Here is an 18,392-nt window from a genome sequence, read left to right as displayed (position 1 = left end):
ACGACGCTGGCCGGTGGACGACAGTCAGTGCGGATTCGTCAGTGCGGATTCGCCGGGATCTTCTCCTGCAGATAGGCGACTGCACCTTTCAGCGTCTCGATGCGGCGGTAGTCGCCCTCGGGAACATCGACGCCGGTGAGCCGGTGCAGTTCGGCCGCGAAGTGCAGAAAGTCCATGGAATCGAACTCGAACTGGTCGCGATAGCGGCGATCCGGGTCGAGTGGTTCGTATTCCAGGTCCGGCGCCACGCGGTACAGCGCTGCGCGCACCTGCTGTTCGATATCCGCGACGTTCATAAGCGCTCCGGATGGTGCAAAAGCTCATCGAGATGCGCCAGGAACCTGGCGGCGGCGCGCCCGTCGCTCACCCGGTGGTCCCCGCCGACGGTGACCACCATGGTGCGACGTACGCTGAGCGCGGCATGCTCCGCCCAGGCACGCTCGACGATGCGCCCGCAGCCGATGATCGCGACCTGCGGCGGATAGATCACCGGCTGCAGCGTATCGGCGGTACCTTCCCCCAGATTGGAAAAGGTGGCGGTGGCGGCCGTCATCTCCGAACTGCGCAGACGCCCGCCGCGTACCCGCACCACCAGGTCGTCCAGACGCGCCATGACCGCAGCCAGATCCAGCGTGTCGGCATCCAGGATTGCCGGTGCGATCAGGCCGCCGCCGCGCAGGGCGACCGCGATGCCCAGATGCACCTGTGCGGAGGGCGCAAAGACGTCGCCCACGCGATGGCCGTTGAGCGCCGGAGCCGCCTTGAGCGCGAGCGCGATGGCCTTGGTCAGCACGGCGGCGTAATGCAGGCGGCCGGATACGGGGCGCTGCGTGTTCTCGCGTTCCAGCCAGGCCAGCATGGGCTCCACGTCGATCGTCGTGCTGACGAAGTAATGCGGGATGTCGCGCCAGGATCTGGCCATGGCCGCGGCGATGGCCTTGCGCATCTCGGTCATGTCGAGCCCGGGCCTGGCACCCGCTCCGCGGGGCGGCGGCTCTCCCCGGGCCGCTTCGATTTCACGCAACCCGACGACGCCATCGGGTCCCGCGCGCACCGCCAGCATGTCCAGGTGGAGTTCCTGTGCGCGGCGCCTGGCGGCCGGAGTGACCCTGCTGCCGGCCGGCGCCGGTGCCAAGGCCGGCGCCGTGGGCGGCGGTACCTGCGGCAACGGTCGAGTGGCGACGGAAGGCTTCGCCGCCGTTGCGGCGGCAGCTTCATCCCCGGTGCGGATGACGGCGAGCACCGTGCCGACGGGCACGCGCTGCCCGACCTGCACCCGGATGTCGTCCAGGATGCCGGTCTCGTACACCTCGATGTCGATGGTGCCCTTCTGGGTCTCGACCGCCGCGATCGCATCGCCACGGCCGACATGGTCGCCCGGATGCTTCATCCATTCGACCAGCGTGCCCGCGTCCATGTCGGCTCCCAGCGATGGCATGCGGAACTCGCTCATCGGCGAAGGACGCCATGGACGGCGGCCACGATGCCCTCGGGTTGCGGCGTGGCTGCGATTTCAAGATGGCGCGCATAGGGAATCGGCACCTCGGCGCTGCACACGCGGGCTATCGGCGCGTCGAGGTCGTAGAACGCCTCCTCGGCGATCTGCGCGGCGATCTCGCCGGCCAGGCTGCCGCTGCGCCAGCCCTCGTCGACGATCACCGCGCGATGCGTGCGCCGCACCGATTCGAGCAGCGCCGGCGTGTCCAGCGGACGCAGCACGCGCAGGTCGATCACTTCGCAGTCGATGCCTGCGGCGGCCAGCGTGTCCGCCGCCGCGAGCGTCTTCTTCAGGCTGCCGCCATAGGTGACCAGCGTGGCATCGCCGCCGGGCCGGCGCACCACGGCGCGCTCGATGTCCACGGCCAGGTCGCCTTCGGTCGGCAGTTCGCCCTCGTCGTTGTAGAGCGTTGCGTGCTCGAAGATCACCACCGGGTTCTGGTCGAGCAAGGCCGTCCACAGCATGCCGCGCGCATCCGCCACCGTCGCCGGCGCCAGCACGCGGATGCCGGGCACGTGCGCATACCAGCACTCCAGGCTGTGCGAGTGCTGGGCCGCAAGCTGGCGGCCGGCGCCGGTCGCCATGCGGATCACCAGCGGCACCGAGAACTGCCCGCCGGACATGTGGCGCACGGTGGCGGCGTTGTTGACGATCTGGTCGAGCGCCAGCATGCTGAAATTGACCGTCATCACTTCGACGATCGGGCGCATGCCGTTCATCGCCGCGCCGATGCCCGCGCCGACGAAGCCCGATTCACTCAACGGAGTGTCGCGGATGCGCTGCTCGCCGAACTCCTCCAGCAGGCCCTTGGAGCAGGCGTAGGAGCCACCGTAACGGCCGACGTCCTCGCCCATCAGGAACACGCGCGGGTCGCGCAACAGCGCTTCGTGCAGCGCTTCGCGCACGGCGTCGCGGTAGCTGATGCGGCGCGTGGCGTTCATGGCGCGCCCCCCGTGGCTTCGCGCGGCGCATAGACGTCCCGCAGCAGATCCGCAGCCGGCTCCCACGGCGCCTGTTCGGCGAACGCGACCGCGTCGTCGATCAGCTTCGCGACGCCGGCCTCGATGGCCGCGAGGTCATCGGGGTGCAGGAGGTCGTTGCCGAGCGTCCATTCGGTGAAGCGCACGATCGGCCCGCGCTTTTTCCACTCTTCCACTTCGGCCTTGCTGCGGTACAGCTCCGGGTCGAACATGGAATGCGCGCGGAAGCGGTAGGTGCGGTTCTCCAGGAACCGCGGTCCCTCGCCCGCCCGGATCGCTTCGGCGGCACGACGCGCGGCGACTTCGACGTCCACCACGTTCATGCCGTCGACCGTCTCCGCGTGGATGCCGTAGGACTCGGCGTGCCGCCGGATGTCGGTGACCGACTCGTAGCGCTCCAGCGCCGTGCCCATCGCGTAGAGGTTGTTCTCGCAGACGAACAGGACCGGCAGCCGCCACAATGCCGCCAGGTTCAGCGACTCGTGGAATTCGCCTTCGGCCGTCGCGCCGTCCCCGAAAAAGCAGCAGGTGACATGCGGCCTTTCGAGCATCCTGTCGGCCAGCGCCAGGCCCACCGCCAGCGGCAGGCCGCCGCCCACGATCGCGTTGCCGCCGTAAAAGCGCTGCGCCGCCCCGAACAGGTGCATGGAGCCACCGTGGCCGCGGCTGCAACCGCTCGCCTTGCCGTACATCTCGGCCATCACCGCGTTGATCGGCAGGCCGCGCACCAGCGCGTGACCGTGTTCGCGGTAGGTCGCCACCACCGCGTCGTCCGGCGTCAATGCCTGCATCACGCCGACGGCGTTGGCTTCCTCGCCGTTGTACAGGTGCAGGAAGCCGCGGATCTTTTCCTGCGTGTACAACTCGGCGCACTTCTCCTCGAAGCGGCGGATCAGGATCATCTGGCGCATCAGCTCGCGCGCATGCTCGCGCGTGAGATGGACCTTGGCCGCCCCGCTCATGCGCTGCCCTCCAGCGTCGACAGATCACCTTCCGGGAGGCCCAGCTCGCGCGCCTTCAGCAGCCTGCGCATGATCTTGCCCGAGCGGGTCCTGGGGAGGCTGTCGCGAAAGGCGATGTCGCGCGGCGCCACCGCAGGCCCCAGATGCCTGCGCGCATGCGCCAGCAGCTCCCGCTGCAGCGCCGGGCCGGGCTCGAAGCCCGGCTTGAGCGCGACGAACGCCATGACCACTTCCAGCGCCACCGGATCGGGTACGCCGATCGCGGCCGCTTCCGCGACCGCCGGATGTTCCATCAGAACGCTTTCCACCTCGAACGGGCCGATCAGGTGACCCGCCGACTTGATGACGTCGTCGCTGCGGCCGACGAACCAGTAATAGCCGTCCGCGTCGCGCCTGACGATGTCGCCGCTCAGGTACCAGCCGTCGACGAAGCAGCGCCGGTAGCGCTCGTCCTCGCCGAGGTAGCCGCGGAACATCGAAGGCCAGCCCGCCCTCAGCGCCAGTTCGCCCTGTTCGGCAGGATCGTCGACGAAACGCAGCTTGCCGTCCGCGACGTTCACGACCGCCGCATCGATGCCCGGCAGCGGCCGCCCCATCGAGCCCGGCTTGATCGCCATGCTCGCGTAGTTGGCAACCATGATGCCGCCCGTTTCGGTTTGCCACCAGTTGTCGTGGATCGGCAGGCCGAGTGCCTGTTCGCCCCAGACCACGGCCTCCGGATTCAGCGGCTCGCCGACGCTGGCGATGAAGCGCAACGCGGAAAGATCGTAGCCGCGCGCAAGCCCGGCACCGTTCTTCATCAGCATGCGGATCGCGGTCGGCGCCGTGTACCACACGCCCACGCGTTGCCCGGACAGCGTGCGGTACCAGCGCTCGGCATCGAACTCCTCTTCGTCGACGATCAGGGTGCAGCCGACGGCGAGCGGACCGATGATGCCGTAGGACGTGCCGGTGACCCAGCCCGGATCGGCTGTGCACCAGAACACGTCGTCAGCGCGCAGATCCAGCGCCTCGACCGCCGTCGCATGATGCGCGATGACCGCAGCGTGGACGTGCATCGCGCCCTTCGGGCGGCCGGTGGTGCCACTGGTGAAATGCAGTGTCGCCAGGTCTTCGGGATCGGTCGGCGCAATGGCGTAGTCGGGTGACTCCGCACCCAGCAGCGCCTGGAAATCGTGCCTGTGCAGCCCGCTGCCTTCCGGGTTCAGCGGCCCGGAATCGACTGCCATCTGTGTGGACGACGTCGCCCGGGCATCGCGAGGGCCTGGAGCGGGCGGCGTATCCACCAGGATCACATGCCGCAGATACGGCAGGCGGTCGAGGATGGGAGCAACCTTGCGCTCGAACATCGAAGCCGTGGTAACCAGCGCCGCGGGCTTGGCGATCGCCATGCGCGATGCGACCGGCTCCGGCCCGAACGCGGCAAACAGCGGACACAGCACCGCGCCACGTTTCCAGATGCCGAGTGCGGCGATGTAGAGCGCCGGCACGCGACCAAGCAACGTGAACACGCGCTCGCCGCGCTGCACGCCCAGGGTTTCCAGCGCGTGGGCGAAACGGTTGCTCGACGCGGCCAGGTCGGCATAGCGGAAATCGACGGTATGGCCGTCTAGCGCTATCCAGCGCAGCGCCACGTGTTCGCCGCGCCCTGCCTGCACATGCCGGTCCGCCGCTTCGTAGGCGATGTTGATGCCGCGCCCGCCCGGCAGGCCTGCCAGCTGGGCCCGCGCGGCGTCCCAAGAAAACACTTGCCGCGCTCTGCCGTAATCGCCCAGATTGGGCGCCCGCCCGCCACGCCCCGCGGTCTTCTGGATGATCGGCCAGTCCACGAAAAGCTCCTGCCCGGTACCGGGATCTGCAACGTAGCGTCGAAGAAACCGGCGGGGTTTGATCTCTGTCAACGCGCCCCGACACCGGACACCCCGTGCGGGCCTGAATGAGGATCGCCCGCTGGAGCGTGCGGTCCACGTGGGTTCCGCGTGCGGATTGACGGAACCTTGCTGCCGCCACGAACGCTTCCGATGGCCCGGCGACACGCCAGGATTCAGCGCGCCAGCCCGGCTCGCATGTAGACAATCACCGACCAGATGTCATGCCTGGACAGCACCTCCTTGTACGCCGGCATGGCGCTGCCCACGGGTGTCCCGCCTTCCGCGATCGTCCAGTACAGGTAGGCATCGGATGCCATGGGCATGAGGGCGAGTTGCGCGAGGTCGGCCGGTGGCGGCGACAGGCTGCGGCCGGCCGGGCCGTCGCCGGTGCCGTCCGCACCATGGCAGGCAGCGCAGTTCTGCCCGTACACGATGGCGCCGCGGTCGACCGTTGCCCGGTCCTGCGGCAGCGGGTTGCGCAAGTTGCCGTATGGGGCAGGAATGCCGTGCATCATCGCGTAGCGGTGCCGCGCCGGATTCCGCATCATGCCGGGCCCCATCATCATCTGGCTGCCAAGCACCCCGGCTGCCAGTGCCAGCAGGGATGCCGTCCCGAGGAACGGTTTGATCATCGACATGATGCGTCCTCCTCCATCGTGATTCGCCAGGGCCGCTCACCGCCCCAGTTTCAGGGACAGCGGCAAGTCCACGCCTGCGACCACGCCGGTGGCACTCTCCTTGGGAGCCGGGCCCTGCAGGCGTATCCGCAACGCGAGGTCGGTACGCGAGTCGGCGTGCTCCAGCGCTTCCGCGTAGCCGATCGTGCCGGCCGCGTAAAGCGCGTACAGCGCCTGGTCGAAGGTCTGCATGCCGACCTCCGTGCCCTGCTTCATGGTCTCGCGGATGGTCGCGATCTCGCCTTTCTCGATCAGGTCGGAAACGTAGGCGGTGACCAGCAGCAATTCCACGGCGGGAACGCGGCTGCCGTCGAGCGCATGCAGCAGCCGCTGCGAAACGACGGCCTTGAGGTTGAGCGAAAGGTCGATCAGCAGCTGATGCCGCGCGGTGTCGGGGAAGAAGTTGAGAATGCGGTCGAGCGTCTGGTTGGCGTTGCTGGCATGCAGGGTCGACAGGCACAGGTGCCCTGTTTCGGCGTAGGAGATCGCCTGCTGCATGGTCTCGCGGTCGCGAATCTCGCCGATCATGATCACGTGTGGCGCTTCGCGCATGGCGTTGCGCAACGCATTCGCGTAGCTCAGCGTGTCGATACCCACCTCACGCTGGTCGATGACCGACCTGCGGTGCTGATGCAGGTATTCGACGGGATCCTCGATGGCAAGAATGTGCCCGCTGCGGTTGCGATTGCGGTAGTCGAGCATCGACGCCAGCGTCGTCGACTTTCCCGAGCCCGTCGCGCCGACCACCAGCACCAGTCCGCGCGGCAGCATCACCAGGTCGCGCAACCTGGACGGCAGGCGCAGGCTGTCGATGTCCGGGATGTCGGTGGTGATGTAGCGGATCGCCACCGCCACCTCGCCGCGCTGCCGATACACGTTGACGCGAAACCGGCCGATGCCCGCCAGCGCGATGGCGAGATTCATCTCCAGCGTGGATTCGAATTCCTTCTGCTGGCGATCGCTCATCACCGAATAGGCAATCGCATGCGTGTCGGCCGGGGTGAGCGGCGTGTCACCGACGTAGCACGGCACGCCGGCAACCACCATCAGCGGCGATGCCCCGTGGCTCAGGTAGAGGTCGGAGGCATGCTGGGTCGCCATGCTCGCAAGCAGATTGGAGATGTCCATGCCCTCACCTCATCTACGCGGCAGCATGCATGCGGCGAGATGGCTCACCATCTCGCCGAGCGAGGCGTTCTTGCCGCCGACACGCGGCACGTCATGCTGTCCCAGCTCGTCGAACCAGACCACCAGCGGGGCGTCGGACGTCATCTCACCCTCCTGCGTCGATCGGGAACCGCGATCCATCCAGGCGCAGCACAGCCCCGCGGAGTCGGCGAGGACGTGCCACCGACCTACCCTAGCCTTCGCGGCACCGGCCGGATTGATCGGGATCAACGTGCCCGGTCCTGACCGCAGCGTTGGACCGAGGCGACATCCACAGAATCGGCAAGGCGATTGGCTATAGTGTCGAGCCAGAATCCCAAGCGCCCGCCATGAGCCACGACAAACCGATGCCACGACGTTCCGCGGGCCCCCAGGGGACACGGCTGTTTTCCGCGGAGGAGCTGCGCCTGCAGGCCGGCGAGCCCGCGCCCGCTCCGACCGGGCGCGCCAGCGTCCACGAGCCGGTGCTGGAAGGCGTGGGCGGCGAGCTTGACCGCCGGCGCTACACGGTGCGTCCGGGCCGGCAGACGATCGGCCGGCGCGGCGACAACGACATCGTGATCGCGGATACCAGCGTGTCGGCCTCGCACGCCTGGATCATGAATCAGCAGGGCCACTACGTGATCATGAACACGCTGTCCACCAACGGCACCTTCGTGAACGGGCAGCGCGTCCACGAGGCGGTGCTGCGCCACGGCGACCGCATCCGGCTGGGCGTGGCCGAATTCGTTTTCCTGACCCGCGACCAGCACGCTGCCCGCTTCGGCAAGCTGAAACTGCTGGCCGCCGGGTTGCTGGCGCTGGTGGCGCTGGCTGCCCTTGCCGACCTGGCCTGGCGGCTGTACTGAGGATTCCGGCGTGAACGCCCGTGCCGCCGCCGTACCACGCACGATCGGACGCTACCGCATCGACGGCGTGCTCGGTGAAGGTGCGATGGCGGTAGTCTATGCAGGTTTCGATCCCGGCATCCAGCGTCAGGTCGCCATCAAGTGCCTGCACCACCACGTGGCCGCCGACGCGGCCTACCGGCGGCGCTTCGTCGCCGAGGCACGCGCGGCCGGGCACCTGGTCCACCCGAACATCGTCACCGTCTTCGATGCGGGCGAAACCGACGACGGCCGTCCCTACATCGCGATGGAGCGCCTGGGCGGCGAGACGCTGGCGAGCAGGGTCGCCAGCGAAGGTCTGCCGCCGCTGCCCATGGTCATCGAGCTGGCCAGCCAGATGGCCGCCGCGCTGAACTACGCGCACGAGCAGGGCATCGTCCATCACGACATCAAGCCCGAGAACATCATGCTGGCCGAGGGCTGGCATTACGCCAAGCTCAGCGATTTCGGCATCGCCGAGCGGCGCGGCGCGCGTGCCGCCAGCGGCGAGATCGGCGGAACCCCGGCGTACATGGCCCTGGAGCGCCTGCGCGGGGAACCGGACGACGCCCGCAGCGACCTGTTCTCGCTGGGTGTGGTGATGCACTGGCTGATCACCGGCAAGCTGCCGTGGCGCGAGATTTCCGACGTGCCGCGGCTGATCCGCGAACGGCAGCGCCTGCCGCGGCCGCCGATCGAGCCGCTGGACCCGGCCACGCCTTCGATGCTGGTGGGCATCGTGCGCACTCTGCTCTCGCCGGCTGCGGCCGAACGCTACCAGAGCGGCGCCGAGGTCGTCGACGACCTGCGCCAGGCGCGCCGCGAATACGAACGCCTGCACGAAAAGCCGATCGCCAACCGCATCATCTCGCTGCGCCTGCGCTGGGCGAGCTCGCTCGGCGCCACGCTGTGCCTGGTATTGCTGCTCGGGCTGGCCACGATCTACGCCAAGCAGAACACTGCCGTCACCGGTCTCGCCCTGGATTTCGGCGGTTCGCTGGGCCGCATGATCGCCGGCGAGGCGGCGGAAAACCTGCTGCTGAACGACCAGGCCGCCACGCGCGCGCTGGTGCAGGACATCGCGCAGAACCGGCAAATCCACTACCTCGCCGTCGCCGACCGCCTGGGCAACGTGGTGGCCAGCACACAGGCCGCGGATATCGGCCGGCCGCTGCCCGCGCCGGCGGGGCAGAAGCCGCTGTCCCGGGACGACGGCGTCAACAGCTACCGTGGACAGATCGCCAGCAGCGGCGACGGCGCCATGCTGCTGTTCGACGTGCCGATCCGCTACCAGGCGAAGACGGTGGGCGAGTTGCGCCTGGGCATCAGCAGCGCGCCCCTGCGCACCGCCCAGCGCACCACGCTGTGGGTGATCCTCGCCGTGCTGATGGTGACGCTCACGGCGGTGGTCGGCGCCGCCTACTGGCTGTTCCGCCGTCCGTTCGCCCTGCTGAAGATGCTGAGCGACGCCCTGCTCCGCGTCGGCCGCGGTGATTTCCACCACCGCATCCGGCTGGTGCGGCGGGACGAGCTGGGCCAGCTGTTCGCCGCCTTCAACCTGATGAACAGCGCGCTGCAGGCACGCCAGCAGAATCTGGCCGCGCTGTCCACCTCGCCGCGCGTCGACGCGGAGCCGGCCGTGCAGCCCACGCGCATCATCCAGCCGCCGGACTCCGAACCGGACGCACCCTGATGCGCCGGATCAGAACTGCTTCAGGCGCTGCTTGAGCTCGAGCGCACGGGCGCGATAGACCACCGCGGGCTCGTAGGACGGATCGATCGCCAGCACGTGATCCCACAGGGCGATGGCCGGATCCAGCTTCTGGTCGCGGTACAGCACGATCGCACGCTGGTGATAGGCGCTCAGCAGTTGCTGGCGCATGGCGGCCGCCTGCGGATTGCTGGGTTTCAGTCGCGGATCGAGCGACAGCGCCTCGTCGAGCTGGACCAGCGCCCGGTCCTTGTGCCCCTGCGCCAGCAGGGACAGGCTCTCGCGTTGCAGGCGGCGCGCTTTCGCCACCGTCGATTCGCCGGACGCGCCCGCGCCGGGGGCGGCGGATGCCGCGGGCGCCGCCCTGTCCGCTTCCGTGGCAACGGGCGACGTCTCTGCGCCCGGCGACCCGGCGGCCAGCGGCAGGCGCAGCGTCTGGCCTGCGCGCAGCATCGATGGATCGGACGAGTCGTTGTAGCGCGCCAGGATCAGGAAGCGCTGCGCGTCACCCAGATAGCGCGCGGCCAGGATGCTGTAGGAATCGCCGGGACGGACGGTATAGCTGCGCGAACGTGTGCCGAGCTCGCGCGCCGGGTCGACGGTGAGCTGGTGCAGCAGCGCCTGCGCGGTGCGGTCGCCGGGATGCACGGCAAGGTATTGGCGCAGGGCACGCTCGCCTTCGGTGTAGCGGCCCCGCTGCAGGTCGTCGCTGACGATCGCGCGCAGCGACGGCGGCGCGGTTGCCGGCGCCTCCGTTTCGGGCGCTGCCCGCTCCACGGTGACTCGCGGCGATCCGCTCAGCCGGTCGTCGACCTTGTTCTTCAGCGTGGTCATCTGCGCGCACCCGGCCACGCCGGCCAGGGCCAGCGGCAGAACGATGCGCAACGACCGGTATGCGAACGTCATCGCCTTCATGCCTCGCCGTCGCCAGCCAGGTTCCGCTCGCCGGAACCGTGCGCCGTGGCGCCGATGGGATGCACGGCGGACCAGAGCTTCTCGCCGCAGCGGCGCAGCCAGCCCGCGCCGCCTATCCGCACGAAGATCAGCGCCGCGTTGTCGCCCTGCTCGCCGCCGCGTGCGGTGGCCAGCCGCAAGGCTTCGTGCAGCGCAGCACCCTGGTTGCGGCGACGCGACAGCCGACGCAATTCCTGGGTGGACAGCTGCTCCCAGACGCCGTCGCTGCACAGCGCGAAGGTCTGCCCCGCGTGCAGGATCGCGCCGCCGTGCTCGACCTCGGGGGCGGAGCTGCCGCCGAGTCCGCGCAGCAGCTTGTGCTGGTCGGGGTCGCTGGCCAGCTGCTCCGGCGCGATCTCGCCACGGCGCAGCTTGAGCTGGGCGACGCTGTGGTCCTCGGTGCGACTCAGGCAACGGCGGCCCTGGAAGCGGTACAGCCGGCTGTCGCCCACGTGGACCCAGTACGCCTGCTTGCCGCGCACCAGCAGTGCGACCACGGTGGAATGGGGTTCGCCCGCGGTCAGCCCCTCGCGGCGGCGGACCAGTTCGGCATGCGCTTCCTGGCACAAGGCCTCCAGGAACAGCGCACCGGGCTGCTCCCGCCACAGGCCCCGTTCCCACAGGCGGCGCGCGGCGGCGACCACGCCTTCGGCGGCCAGCTCGCCCGCGCCGTCGCCCCCCATGCCGTCGGCCAGCACCAGCAGCAGGCTGTCAGTGGCAGGATCGTGCAGGCAGAGCAGTGCATCCTGCTGCACATCGCGGCCGCCGCGGGCACGTCCCGCCGCGACCTGCGGCAAGGCCTGGAAGTCGATCGCCTGGTCCATCGTCCGCCCCCTTTCGAAACACGACCCAGCCAGCAGCGCGTGTCCGGACGCTCAGCGCCCGAAATGGATTTCCTCGCCTTCGTGGTCGCGGTCCCAGCCGCGCAGTTCGTCGCGGATATGGGCGATGCGCTGGCGGCCGAGCGCGTTGCGTTCCTCGTCAAGCACCTGGCCGTCGAGCAGTTCCGCCATGCGCTGCGCGGTGGGCAGCATGGTGTCCCAGGCGTCGAGCGCGGGCAGCGGCGCGGGCAGCGTCATGAAGAAGCTGAGGCCGGGCGTGCGCAAGGCGTCGAGCCGGGCCAAGTCGAAGCTGCCGGGCTTCAGCATGTTGGCGACGCTGAAGATCGGGCCGAGTTCGCGCTTGCCGTCGACGAGACGGTGGTAGATGCCCATGTCGCCGAACTCCAGGCCGGCCTTCTCGGCCGCCACGATGAGGTCGGAGCCGTTGAAGTGGCTGCCTTCGCGCGCCATCACGAACAGGGTGACGATGCGCTCCACCGCCACCTGCGGCGGACGGCGGCCGAGGTCGGAGCGCGGCGGCAGGCGGGACGCCTGCGCTGCCGGCGCGGACGCCTGGCCTGGCGCCGGGGCAGCCGGCGCGGCTGCCGCCGGCGACGCCGACGACGGTGCACGCAGCGCATCGACGATCGAGGCGGCCTGCCCGGCCAGCTTGCCGCGCGACAGCGGCGCGTTGCGCTCGCCGGCGAGCGTGGCGCCAAGACGCTCGAGTTCCTGGCGCAGGCCGACGTCCAGCTCGCCCTGCTGCGGCGGCGCTTCGTCGTCCGGCGCGTGGTCGGTGGCACTGAACGAGAGCTCGTCCCCCTCGCCGGCTTCGCCCAGCGTGGGTTCGCGGCGTTCGCCGCCGTGCGCACCCTGCCCGGTCGGCATGCGCCGCCTGCCCTGCTGCTCCTTCTTCGGCTGGCCGAACAGCCAGATCAGGGCGAGCGCGACCACCCCGACGATCAGCAGCGGTATGCCGACCGCCGGATTCCAGGCTAGGGCAAGCACGGGTTGCAGCGTCATCATCGGTTCCTCGTGTAGTTCGAGCACCGCCTGCAGGCGGTTGTCGAATCCGCGCCCCCGGCGACTGTCCGGGGACGCTCCTCAATGCGTGCCGGCGCGCCGGCGGCGCGGCTCAGGCGGTGCCTGCCAGTTTAGCCGCTTCAGCCAGGTCCACCTGCACCAGGCGCGACACGCCGGGCTCGCGCATGGTCACGCCGCACAGCTGGCTGGCCGCCTCCATGGTGGCCTTGTTGTGGCTGATGAAGATGAACTGCACCCGCTCGCTCATCTCGCGCACCATGCTGGAGAAGCGGCCCACGTTGGCCTCGTCCAGCGGCGCGTCCACCTCGTCGAGCAGGCAGAACGGCGCGGGGTTTAGGTTGAAGATGGCGAACACCAGCGCCACCGCGGTGAGCGCCTTCTCGCCGCCGGAGAGCAGCGAGATGTTGGACGGGCGCTTGCCGGGCGGGCGTGCCATGATCGCCACGCCGGTGTCGAGCAGGTCGTCGCCGGTGAGTTCGAGGTAGGCATGGCCGCCGCCGAACAGGCGCGGGAACAGCTCCTGCACGCCGGCGTTGACCTTGTCGAAGGTTTCCTTGAAGCGCTGGCGCGTCTCGCGGTCGATCTTCTTGATCGCGCCTTCCAGCGTCTCCATCGCGCTGGTGAGGTCGGCCAGCTGGTTGTCGAGATAGGTCTTGCGCTCGCTCTGCTCGGCATGCTCCTGGATCGCCGCGAGGTTCACCGGCTCCAGTCGCGCGATCTTGCCGGCGAGGTCGGCGAGCTGGGAGCGCCACTGGCTGGCGTCCACCTCTTCGGGCAATTCGGCCAGCAAGGCCTCCAGCTCCAGTCCGGACGCGGCGATCGCTTCCGCCAGTTGCTCGGCGCGCAGCTGCAGCGCCTGTGCGGCAAGGCGCTTCTCGGAGAGGCTCTCGCGCAGCGCGGAAAGGCTCTGTTCGGCGAGATGGCGGCGCTGTTCCAGCTGGCGGAACGCGATGTCGCATTCCTCCAGTGCACGGCGCGCCTCGACCATCTGCTTGTCCACCAGCAGGCGCTGGTCCAGATAGGTCTGCCGCTCGGCCTCCAGTTCGGCGATGGGATCGGAGCCGGCGGCGAGCTGTTCGGCGATCTCGCCGCGGCGCGCCTCGATCTGGCGCAGCTGGTTCTCCATGCGCGCCAGCGACTGTTCCAGCGAGGCCAGCGAGGAGCGCTTGGACTCCAGCGACAAGGCCAGCGCGTGCGCCTGGTCGGCCGCCTCGCGCGCGTTCATGCGCGCTTCCTCGCGCGCTTCCAGCAAGGCGCGGCGCTCGTTCTCCAGCTCGCGGCGCTGGTCTTCGAGGTCGCCCATGTGGCCGACCGATTCGTCCAGCCGCGCCCGCGCCTCGCGGGTCTGTGTCTGCAGCTCGTCCAGCTGTTCGACCAGCACGGCGAGTTCGCCGGCCACCTTCTCGCCGCGGGCGCGCGCGGTTTCCAGCTTGCCGCGATGGCTCTGCAGCTGGCCGGCGAGCTCGCTCTGGCGGCGGTGCGCGTTGTACAGCTCGCGCTGGGTGTCGTCGCGGGCGCGCTCGGCCTCGAACTTGCGCGTGCGCAGCTCGTCGAGCTGCGCCGTGCATTCCTCGATGCGCGCTTCCAGCGCGGCGACCTGCTCGGCCAGCGTGCGGATCTCGCGCTCGCGCGCCAGCACGCCGACCTGGTTGCCCTGCGCGCGGCGCACGCGCGCCCAGCCCGGGCCCAGCCATTCGCCGCCGCGGGTGATCACCGACTGGTACGGCGCCAGCGCGGACAGGCCAGCCACGCGCTGATGCGCCTCGTCCAGCGTCTCGGCGACGAGCACGTGGCCGAGGATGGCGACGGCCGCCGCCGGACCACGCACGTGGGCGGCCAGCGTTCCGGCGGTGCTGGCACCGCCCTCGGCGGCATCGAGCAGCGCGACGTCGGCGTTCTCCAGCGCGGCGAAGTCGGCGGCGAGCGCGTGCGCGCCATCGACCAGCACGCTGTCGATGAAGCCGGACAGCACGGTCTCGACTGCAGTTTCCCAGCCGGCTTCCACCTGCAGCGCTTCGCCGAGGCGGGGCGACTTGTCCAGGCCCAGGCGGGCGAGCCACTGGCTGGCGGCGTTCTCCTCCTGGCCCAGCGCGGCGTGCTGCAGGGCCTCCAGCGAGGACTGCCGGCCGCGCGCGGTCTGCAGCTGCGAGCGTGCCTCGTTGAGCGTGGACTGCAGCTGGCGCTCCTCGTCCAGCACCTTCTCGTGGGTGGTCTTGTGCTGGTCGAGCAGGCTGCCCAGCGCTTCCACCTTCTCACGCTGGGTGTCGTGCTCCAGGTGCATCTGCTCGGCGGCAGCGTCCAGCGCGGCCAGGTCGGTGGCCTTCTGCTCGGCCTCCAGCGCCTCGCGGCGCTTGGCCAGGTCGATCGCCTGGCGGTCGAGATAGTTGAGCTTGGTGCGCTCCACCTCGGCGGCGCGGCTGGATTCGCCCGCGGTGCGGGTGTGCGCGTCCCAGCGCTGCTGCCAGTCGGCGAGTTTCGTCTCGGCGCTGCGCTGCGCCTCGGCGGTGTCATCCTGCAGCTGCTGCAGCGCTTCGAGTTTCGGTTCGCCCTCGGCCAGCGCCATGCGCAGCGTTTCCACCTGCGCACGGTCGCCGGCGATGTGTTCGGCCAGCTCGGCATGTTCGCGCTCGGCCTCGCCCTGGGCGCGCTGCAGGCGCTCGGCGGTTTCGCGGTTGTGGCGCACCTGCTGCTCGACGCGGGCGATCTCGGCGCCGACCTTGTAGACCTCGGCCTGCACCGAATTCAGGTGCTCGCCGGCCTCGGTGTGCCGCTCGCGCATCGCTTCGATCTGCGCCTCGATCTCGCGCTGGCCGGCCAGCTGCTTCTCGATCTCGATCTCGGCGGCGGACAGGCCCGCGCCCTCGCCGTCGTGCTGGCCCTTCAGCGCGCGGTATTCCAGCGCGCGCAGCTCGGCCTGCTTGCGGGTTTCCTCTTCCTTGTAGGCCTTCCAGCGCTCGGCGGCGCGGGCCTGGCGATTCAGGTGTTCGAGCTGCTTGTCCACCTCGTCGCGCACGTCCTTCACGCGGTCGAGGTTCTCGCGGGTGGACTTGATGCGGCTCTCGGTTTCCTTGCGGCGCTCCTTGTACTTGGAGATGCCGGCGGCCTCTTCCAGGTGCGTGCGCAGCTCCTCGGGGTGCGCCTCGATGATCTGCGAGATCATGCCCTGCTCGATGATCGAGTAGCTGCGCGGGCCCAGGCCGGTGCCGAGGAACAGGTCGGTGATGTCGCGGCGGCGGCAGCGCGCGCCGTTGAGGAAGTAGAAGGATTGCCCGTCGCGCGTCACCTGGCGCTTCACCGAGATCTCGGCGTACTGGCCGTATTCGCCCTGCACGGTGCCGTCGGCGTTGTCGAAGATCAGCTCCACCGTGGCCTGCCCCACCGGCTTGCGCGACGTGGAACCGGAGAAGATCACGTCGGTGAGCGAGTCGCCGCGCAGGCGGCTGGCCGCGCTCTCGCCCATCACCCAGCGGATCGCGTCGATGATGTTGGACTTGCCGCAGCCGTTCGGCCCCACCACACCGGTCATGTTGGCCGGCAGATGCAGCGTGGTCGGGTCGACGAAGGACTTGAAGCCGGCAAGTTTGATGGTGGTCAGGCGCATGCGGTCATCGCAGGGAAATCGGAGGGCGCCCGAGGGCTCGGGCGACAAGGCACTGTGCCAAAGGTGGGGCGGTGCCGCAATGCATTTCTACGTGATGTTTCACCGTAGAAATGCATTACTATTTATTGTTTATAAAGGTATTTTTACTTGGCATCTATCGACAGCGCATGGATGCCGTGATTCATCAGGTCGTCCAGCGCGGCATAGACCATCCGGTGGCGCCTGATCGGCGGCACCCCGGCGAACGCGGGGCTGACGATGTGCACGTGGTAGTGCCCCTTGCCCTCCCCCGCATGGCCGATGTGCTTGTGCCCCTCGTCCGCCACGTCCAGCTCGCTGGGCGAGAACGCGGCGGCAAGGCGCGAACGGATCTGCTCGACCATCGCCTCGCTCACGGCAGGACCTTGCGGAACGGCTTGACGCTCACCTCGGCGTAGACGCCGGCGGCCACGTATGGATCGACCCTGGCCCAGGCCTCGGCGTCGGCCAGCGAGGCGAACTCGGCCACGATCAGGCTGCCGGTGAAGCCGGCCGGGCCGGGGCTCTCCGACTCGATCGCCGGGAACGGACCGGCCAGCAGCATGCGCCCTTCGTCCTGCAGCTTGCTCAACCGCTCCAGATGCTCGGCGCGCACGGCAAGGCGCTTGTCCAGCGAACCGGGATGATCCTGGGCGATGATCGCAAACCACATGGGCATGGCTCCGTTGCAGGTCGAAACCGCAATTTTACCCGACTGCGCCCACTTGAAGCGGCTGGGGCGATGCCCACCTTGCAGACGTCATCACCGATGCAATGGGGAGAGTGCCTCATGTGGACGATTTTCGTAGACGGGATCGCCGCGCTGCTCAACCAACTGGCGGCGTGGCTCGACGGCAGCTACGGGCTCGCCGTGATCGCACTCGCAATGACCGTGCGTCTGACGCTGCTGCCGATGACGCTGCATGCCGCCGAACAAGGCTGGCTGCGCCAGCGCAAGCTGGCGGCGTTGAACCCTCTATTGGAACGCCTGCGAGAACACCACGCGAAGGACCCCGCGGCGCATGCCGCCGCCATGCAGTCCCTGTATCGCGAGCACGGCATCGCCAGCGGACTCGGCAGCGGCCTGCTCACAGCACTGGTGCAGGCGCCGATGAGCGCCGGCATCTGTGCAGCGATCCGTCAGGGCGTGACCAGCACGGGTTCCTTCCTGTGGATACCGAAACTGGCGCGGCCCGATCTGTGGCTTGCGCTGCTGGTGGCGGCCGTGAGCATGGTCGTTATGTTGTTCAACCCCATGCTGCCCGAGCAGGTACGCACCCTGCTGCACTGGCTGCCGGTGGTGATTTCATTCCTGATGGTGTGGCATGTGGCCGCCGGGCTGGGGCTGTACTGGCTGGGCTCGGGCAGCGTGACCGTGGCGCAGAACCTGCTGCTGCGGCAGCGCGTCCGCCGCCTGCCCGTCTGAAAAAGCGCCCTGCCATTTTCCCGGTATTTCTCTCTATTCCTTCGAGGGAAGGGCGAAAGTATCGCACTTATTCCGCATCGGGTCGTTCAGCACCCCATTGATCGACCATCCATTCAATGTTTCGCATCGAGGCCCTTCCAGCCCACGAACAAGCCTGTCAGCAAGATCCGCAGCTCCTTTAATTCCAGCACCATCGGGATGAAGTGAAGTCTGCAAAATTACTTTGTTGGAATATATATCCACGATCTCAAACCACATATCTGCGACGACGTGAGACATATTGCCATTGACAACTCTGTACGACGTAGGCTGTGCAAGAACCACCCTGTACTTCGCGCCCATAGATTTTTCTACACCAGCATTTGGAACGATGTTGAACGACCGCTCCACTTTTTTGTCTACTGCGTGAAAAAATCTAGAAAGGCCGCCCTCATCAGAAAAGCCCTTGCTTACATTCGGCTCCGCTTGAGCCAGCTTGAACTGATCATTAGCTCCAGATACTCGCGCCGCCAAAGCTGACTCAAGAGCAGCACAAACCCCTTCTCCCCACGCTCTGTCTGCAGCACCCATCACCCCCCACAAGCCAGATTCGTTACTGACGCATTTCGGAACATAAATAACGGCAGGTATCAACGGCCGATTGATAGGAATCTCTGGCTTCAGAGTCGCGCTGCCACAGCCGGAGATTGTTACGAAAGCAATAACCAATAAGAATAGACGCAGCCCATCGCGATTTTCTTTCTTTTCCACTATCCACTCCTTCGGAAAAATAAGACACACACGCCCGAGAAAAGTT

The 18,392-nt window shown here is 68.4% G+C and carries 18 protein-coding genes; 3 read left to right on the top strand and 15 right to left on the bottom strand.

Annotated elements, in window-relative coordinates; genetic code table 11:
* Window positions 1-38: 38 nt before the first annotated feature.
* The 8 genes from ACQGNW_RS13420 to ACQGNW_RS13385 all read right to left on the bottom strand — a co-directional run bounded on the left by ACQGNW_RS13420 (window position 39) and on the right by ACQGNW_RS13385 (window position 7,260).
* On the bottom strand, window positions 39-296 hold the full coding sequence (locus ACQGNW_RS13420; RefSeq protein ID WP_426663712.1) for an acyl carrier protein: 258 nt from the start codon (window positions 294-296) through the stop codon (window positions 39-41).
* The gene (locus ACQGNW_RS13415; protein ID WP_426663711.1) at window positions 293-1,453 is read right to left on the bottom strand and encodes a dihydrolipoamide acetyltransferase family protein; all 1,161 of its coding nucleotides are present in this window, start codon (window positions 1,451-1,453) and stop codon (window positions 293-295) included. The genes ACQGNW_RS13420 and ACQGNW_RS13415 overlap by 4 nt, the downstream gene beginning before the upstream one ends.
* Entirely contained in the window at window positions 1,450-2,439 is a 990-nt protein-coding gene (locus tag ACQGNW_RS13410) for an alpha-ketoacid dehydrogenase subunit beta (protein WP_426663710.1), read from the bottom strand. The genes ACQGNW_RS13415 and ACQGNW_RS13410 overlap by 4 nt, the downstream gene beginning before the upstream one ends.
* On the bottom strand, window positions 2,436-3,440 hold the full coding sequence (pdhA, locus tag ACQGNW_RS13405) for a pyruvate dehydrogenase (acetyl-transferring) E1 component subunit alpha (RefSeq protein WP_426663709.1): 1,005 nt from the start codon (window positions 3,438-3,440) through the stop codon (window positions 2,436-2,438). Before pdhA ends, ACQGNW_RS13410 begins: the two co-directional genes overlap by 4 nt.
* On the bottom strand, window positions 3,437-5,269 hold the full coding sequence (gene acsA / locus ACQGNW_RS13400) for an acetate--CoA ligase (RefSeq protein WP_426663708.1): 1,833 nt from the start codon (window positions 5,267-5,269) through the stop codon (window positions 3,437-3,439). The genes pdhA and acsA overlap by 4 nt, the downstream gene beginning before the upstream one ends.
* Before the next feature lie 215 nt (window positions 5,270-5,484).
* Window positions 5,485-5,943, bottom strand: a complete 459-nt coding sequence (locus ACQGNW_RS13395; protein ID WP_426663707.1) for a c-type cytochrome — start codon at window positions 5,941-5,943, stop codon at window positions 5,485-5,487.
* Between the two features lie 42 nt (window positions 5,944-5,985).
* A complete protein-coding gene (locus ACQGNW_RS13390; protein WP_426663706.1) occupies window positions 5,986-7,116 on the bottom strand; it encodes a PilT/PilU family type 4a pilus ATPase in 1,131 nt (376 codons plus the stop codon).
* Window positions 7,117-7,125: 9 nt separating this feature from the next.
* Window positions 7,126-7,260 carry a hypothetical protein gene (locus tag ACQGNW_RS13385; protein WP_426663705.1) on the bottom strand — a complete coding sequence of 45 codons (135 nt, stop codon included), beginning with the start codon at window positions 7,258-7,260 and terminating at the stop codon, window positions 7,126-7,128.
* Window positions 7,261-7,502: 242 nt separating this feature from the next.
* Here ACQGNW_RS13385 and ACQGNW_RS13380 point away from each other — a divergent pair, with 242 nt between their 5' ends.
* A complete protein-coding gene (locus ACQGNW_RS13380) occupies window positions 7,503-8,003 on the top strand; it encodes an FHA domain-containing protein (protein ID WP_426663704.1) in 501 nt (166 codons plus the stop codon).
* Window positions 8,004-8,013: 10 nt separating this feature from the next.
* The gene (locus ACQGNW_RS13375) at window positions 8,014-9,714 is read left to right on the top strand and encodes a protein kinase domain-containing protein (RefSeq protein WP_426663702.1); all 1,701 of its coding nucleotides are present in this window, start codon (window positions 8,014-8,016) and stop codon (window positions 9,712-9,714) included.
* Between the two features lie 9 nt (window positions 9,715-9,723).
* Here ACQGNW_RS13375 and ACQGNW_RS13370 read toward each other — a convergent pair whose 3' ends face one another.
* The 6 genes from ACQGNW_RS13370 to ACQGNW_RS13345 all read right to left on the bottom strand — a co-directional run bounded on the left by ACQGNW_RS13370 (window position 9,724) and on the right by ACQGNW_RS13345 (window position 16,843).
* Window positions 9,724-10,638, bottom strand: a complete 915-nt coding sequence (locus ACQGNW_RS13370) for a LysM peptidoglycan-binding domain-containing protein (RefSeq protein WP_426663701.1) — start codon at window positions 10,636-10,638, stop codon at window positions 9,724-9,726.
* A 5-nt stretch (window positions 10,639-10,643) separates the two neighbouring features.
* Window positions 10,644-11,510 carry a PP2C family protein-serine/threonine phosphatase gene (locus ACQGNW_RS13365; protein WP_426663700.1) on the bottom strand — a complete coding sequence of 289 codons (867 nt, stop codon included), beginning with the start codon at window positions 11,508-11,510 and terminating at the stop codon, window positions 10,644-10,646.
* A gap of 51 nt (window positions 11,511-11,561) precedes the next feature.
* Window positions 11,562-12,530, bottom strand: a complete 969-nt coding sequence (gene zipA, locus ACQGNW_RS13360; protein ID WP_426663699.1) for a cell division protein ZipA — start codon at window positions 12,528-12,530, stop codon at window positions 11,562-11,564.
* Window positions 12,531-12,642: 112 nt separating this feature from the next.
* Window positions 12,643-16,152: a chromosome segregation protein SMC gene (gene smc, locus ACQGNW_RS13355; protein ID WP_426663698.1), complete on the bottom strand. Its 3,510-nt coding sequence runs from the start codon at window positions 16,150-16,152 to the stop codon at window positions 12,643-12,645.
* A 143-nt stretch (window positions 16,153-16,295) separates the two neighbouring features.
* Window positions 16,296-16,535, bottom strand: a complete 240-nt coding sequence (locus tag ACQGNW_RS13350; RefSeq protein WP_426664767.1) for a BolA family protein — start codon at window positions 16,533-16,535, stop codon at window positions 16,296-16,298.
* 8 nt (window positions 16,536-16,543) lie between these two features.
* Window positions 16,544-16,843: a YciI family protein gene (locus ACQGNW_RS13345; RefSeq protein ID WP_426663697.1), complete on the bottom strand. Its 300-nt coding sequence runs from the start codon at window positions 16,841-16,843 to the stop codon at window positions 16,544-16,546.
* Window positions 16,844-16,960: 117 nt separating this feature from the next.
* On the opposite strand from ACQGNW_RS13345, the gene yidC reads away from it, so the two are divergent.
* Complete coding sequence (yidC, locus tag ACQGNW_RS13340; RefSeq protein ID WP_426663696.1) at window positions 16,961-17,596, top strand: membrane protein insertase YidC; 636 nt, start codon at window positions 16,961-16,963, stop codon at window positions 17,594-17,596.
* A 33-nt stretch (window positions 17,597-17,629) separates the two neighbouring features.
* Here yidC and ACQGNW_RS13335 read toward each other — a convergent pair whose 3' ends face one another.
* Window positions 17,630-18,346 carry a hypothetical protein gene (locus tag ACQGNW_RS13335; RefSeq protein WP_426663695.1) on the bottom strand — a complete coding sequence of 239 codons (717 nt, stop codon included), beginning with the start codon at window positions 18,344-18,346 and terminating at the stop codon, window positions 17,630-17,632.
* Between the last annotated feature and the right edge of the window lie 46 nt (window positions 18,347-18,392).

Origin of the sequence: Rhodanobacter aciditrophus (assembly GCF_050026795.1) — a bacterium.
In the GTDB taxonomy this organism is placed as follows: Bacteria; Pseudomonadota; Gammaproteobacteria; order Xanthomonadales; family Rhodanobacteraceae; genus Rhodanobacter_A.
Note: the sequence above shows the minus strand (reverse complement) of the source record. Positions and strands in the feature narration are given on the sequence as shown.

What these genes read in the sequence shown, in the direction of transcription:
- yidC (WP_426663696.1), top strand. Translation starts at nt 16,961, where the DNA reads ATGTGGACGATTTTCGTAGACGGGATCGCCGCGCTGCTCAACCAACTG.
- ACQGNW_RS13415 (WP_426663711.1), bottom strand. Translation starts at nt 1,453, where the DNA reads ATGAGCGAGTTCCGCATGCCATCGCTGGGAGCCGACATGGACGCGGGC.
- ACQGNW_RS13385 (WP_426663705.1), bottom strand. Translation starts at nt 7,260, where the DNA reads ATGACGTCCGACGCCCCGCTGGTGGTCTGGTTCGACGAGCTGGGACAG.
- pdhA (WP_426663709.1), bottom strand. Translation starts at nt 3,440, where the DNA reads ATGAGCGGGGCGGCCAAGGTCCATCTCACGCGCGAGCATGCGCGCGAG.
- ACQGNW_RS13370 (WP_426663701.1), bottom strand. Translation starts at nt 10,638, where the DNA reads ATGACGTTCGCATACCGGTCGTTGCGCATCGTTCTGCCGCTGGCCCTG.
- smc (WP_426663698.1), bottom strand. Translation starts at nt 16,152, where the DNA reads ATGCGCCTGACCACCATCAAACTTGCCGGCTTCAAGTCCTTCGTCGAC.
- ACQGNW_RS13380 (WP_426663704.1), top strand. Translation starts at nt 7,503, where the DNA reads ATGCCACGACGTTCCGCGGGCCCCCAGGGGACACGGCTGTTTTCCGCG.
- ACQGNW_RS13410 (WP_426663710.1), bottom strand. Translation starts at nt 2,439, where the DNA reads ATGAACGCCACGCGCCGCATCAGCTACCGCGACGCCGTGCGCGAAGCG.
- ACQGNW_RS13395 (WP_426663707.1), bottom strand. Translation starts at nt 5,943, where the DNA reads ATGATCAAACCGTTCCTCGGGACGGCATCCCTGCTGGCACTGGCAGCC.
- ACQGNW_RS13420 (WP_426663712.1), bottom strand. Translation starts at nt 296, where the DNA reads ATGAACGTCGCGGATATCGAACAGCAGGTGCGCGCAGCGCTGTACCGC.
- ACQGNW_RS13345 (WP_426663697.1), bottom strand. Translation starts at nt 16,843, where the DNA reads ATGTGGTTTGCGATCATCGCCCAGGATCATCCCGGTTCGCTGGACAAG.
- ACQGNW_RS13350 (WP_426664767.1), bottom strand. Translation starts at nt 16,535, where the DNA reads ATGGTCGAGCAGATCCGTTCGCGCCTTGCCGCCGCGTTCTCGCCCAGC.
- ACQGNW_RS13390 (WP_426663706.1), bottom strand. Translation starts at nt 7,116, where the DNA reads ATGGACATCTCCAATCTGCTTGCGAGCATGGCGACCCAGCATGCCTCC.
- ACQGNW_RS13365 (WP_426663700.1), bottom strand. Translation starts at nt 11,510, where the DNA reads ATGGACCAGGCGATCGACTTCCAGGCCTTGCCGCAGGTCGCGGCGGGA.
- zipA (WP_426663699.1), bottom strand. Translation starts at nt 12,530, where the DNA reads ATGACGCTGCAACCCGTGCTTGCCCTAGCCTGGAATCCGGCGGTCGGC.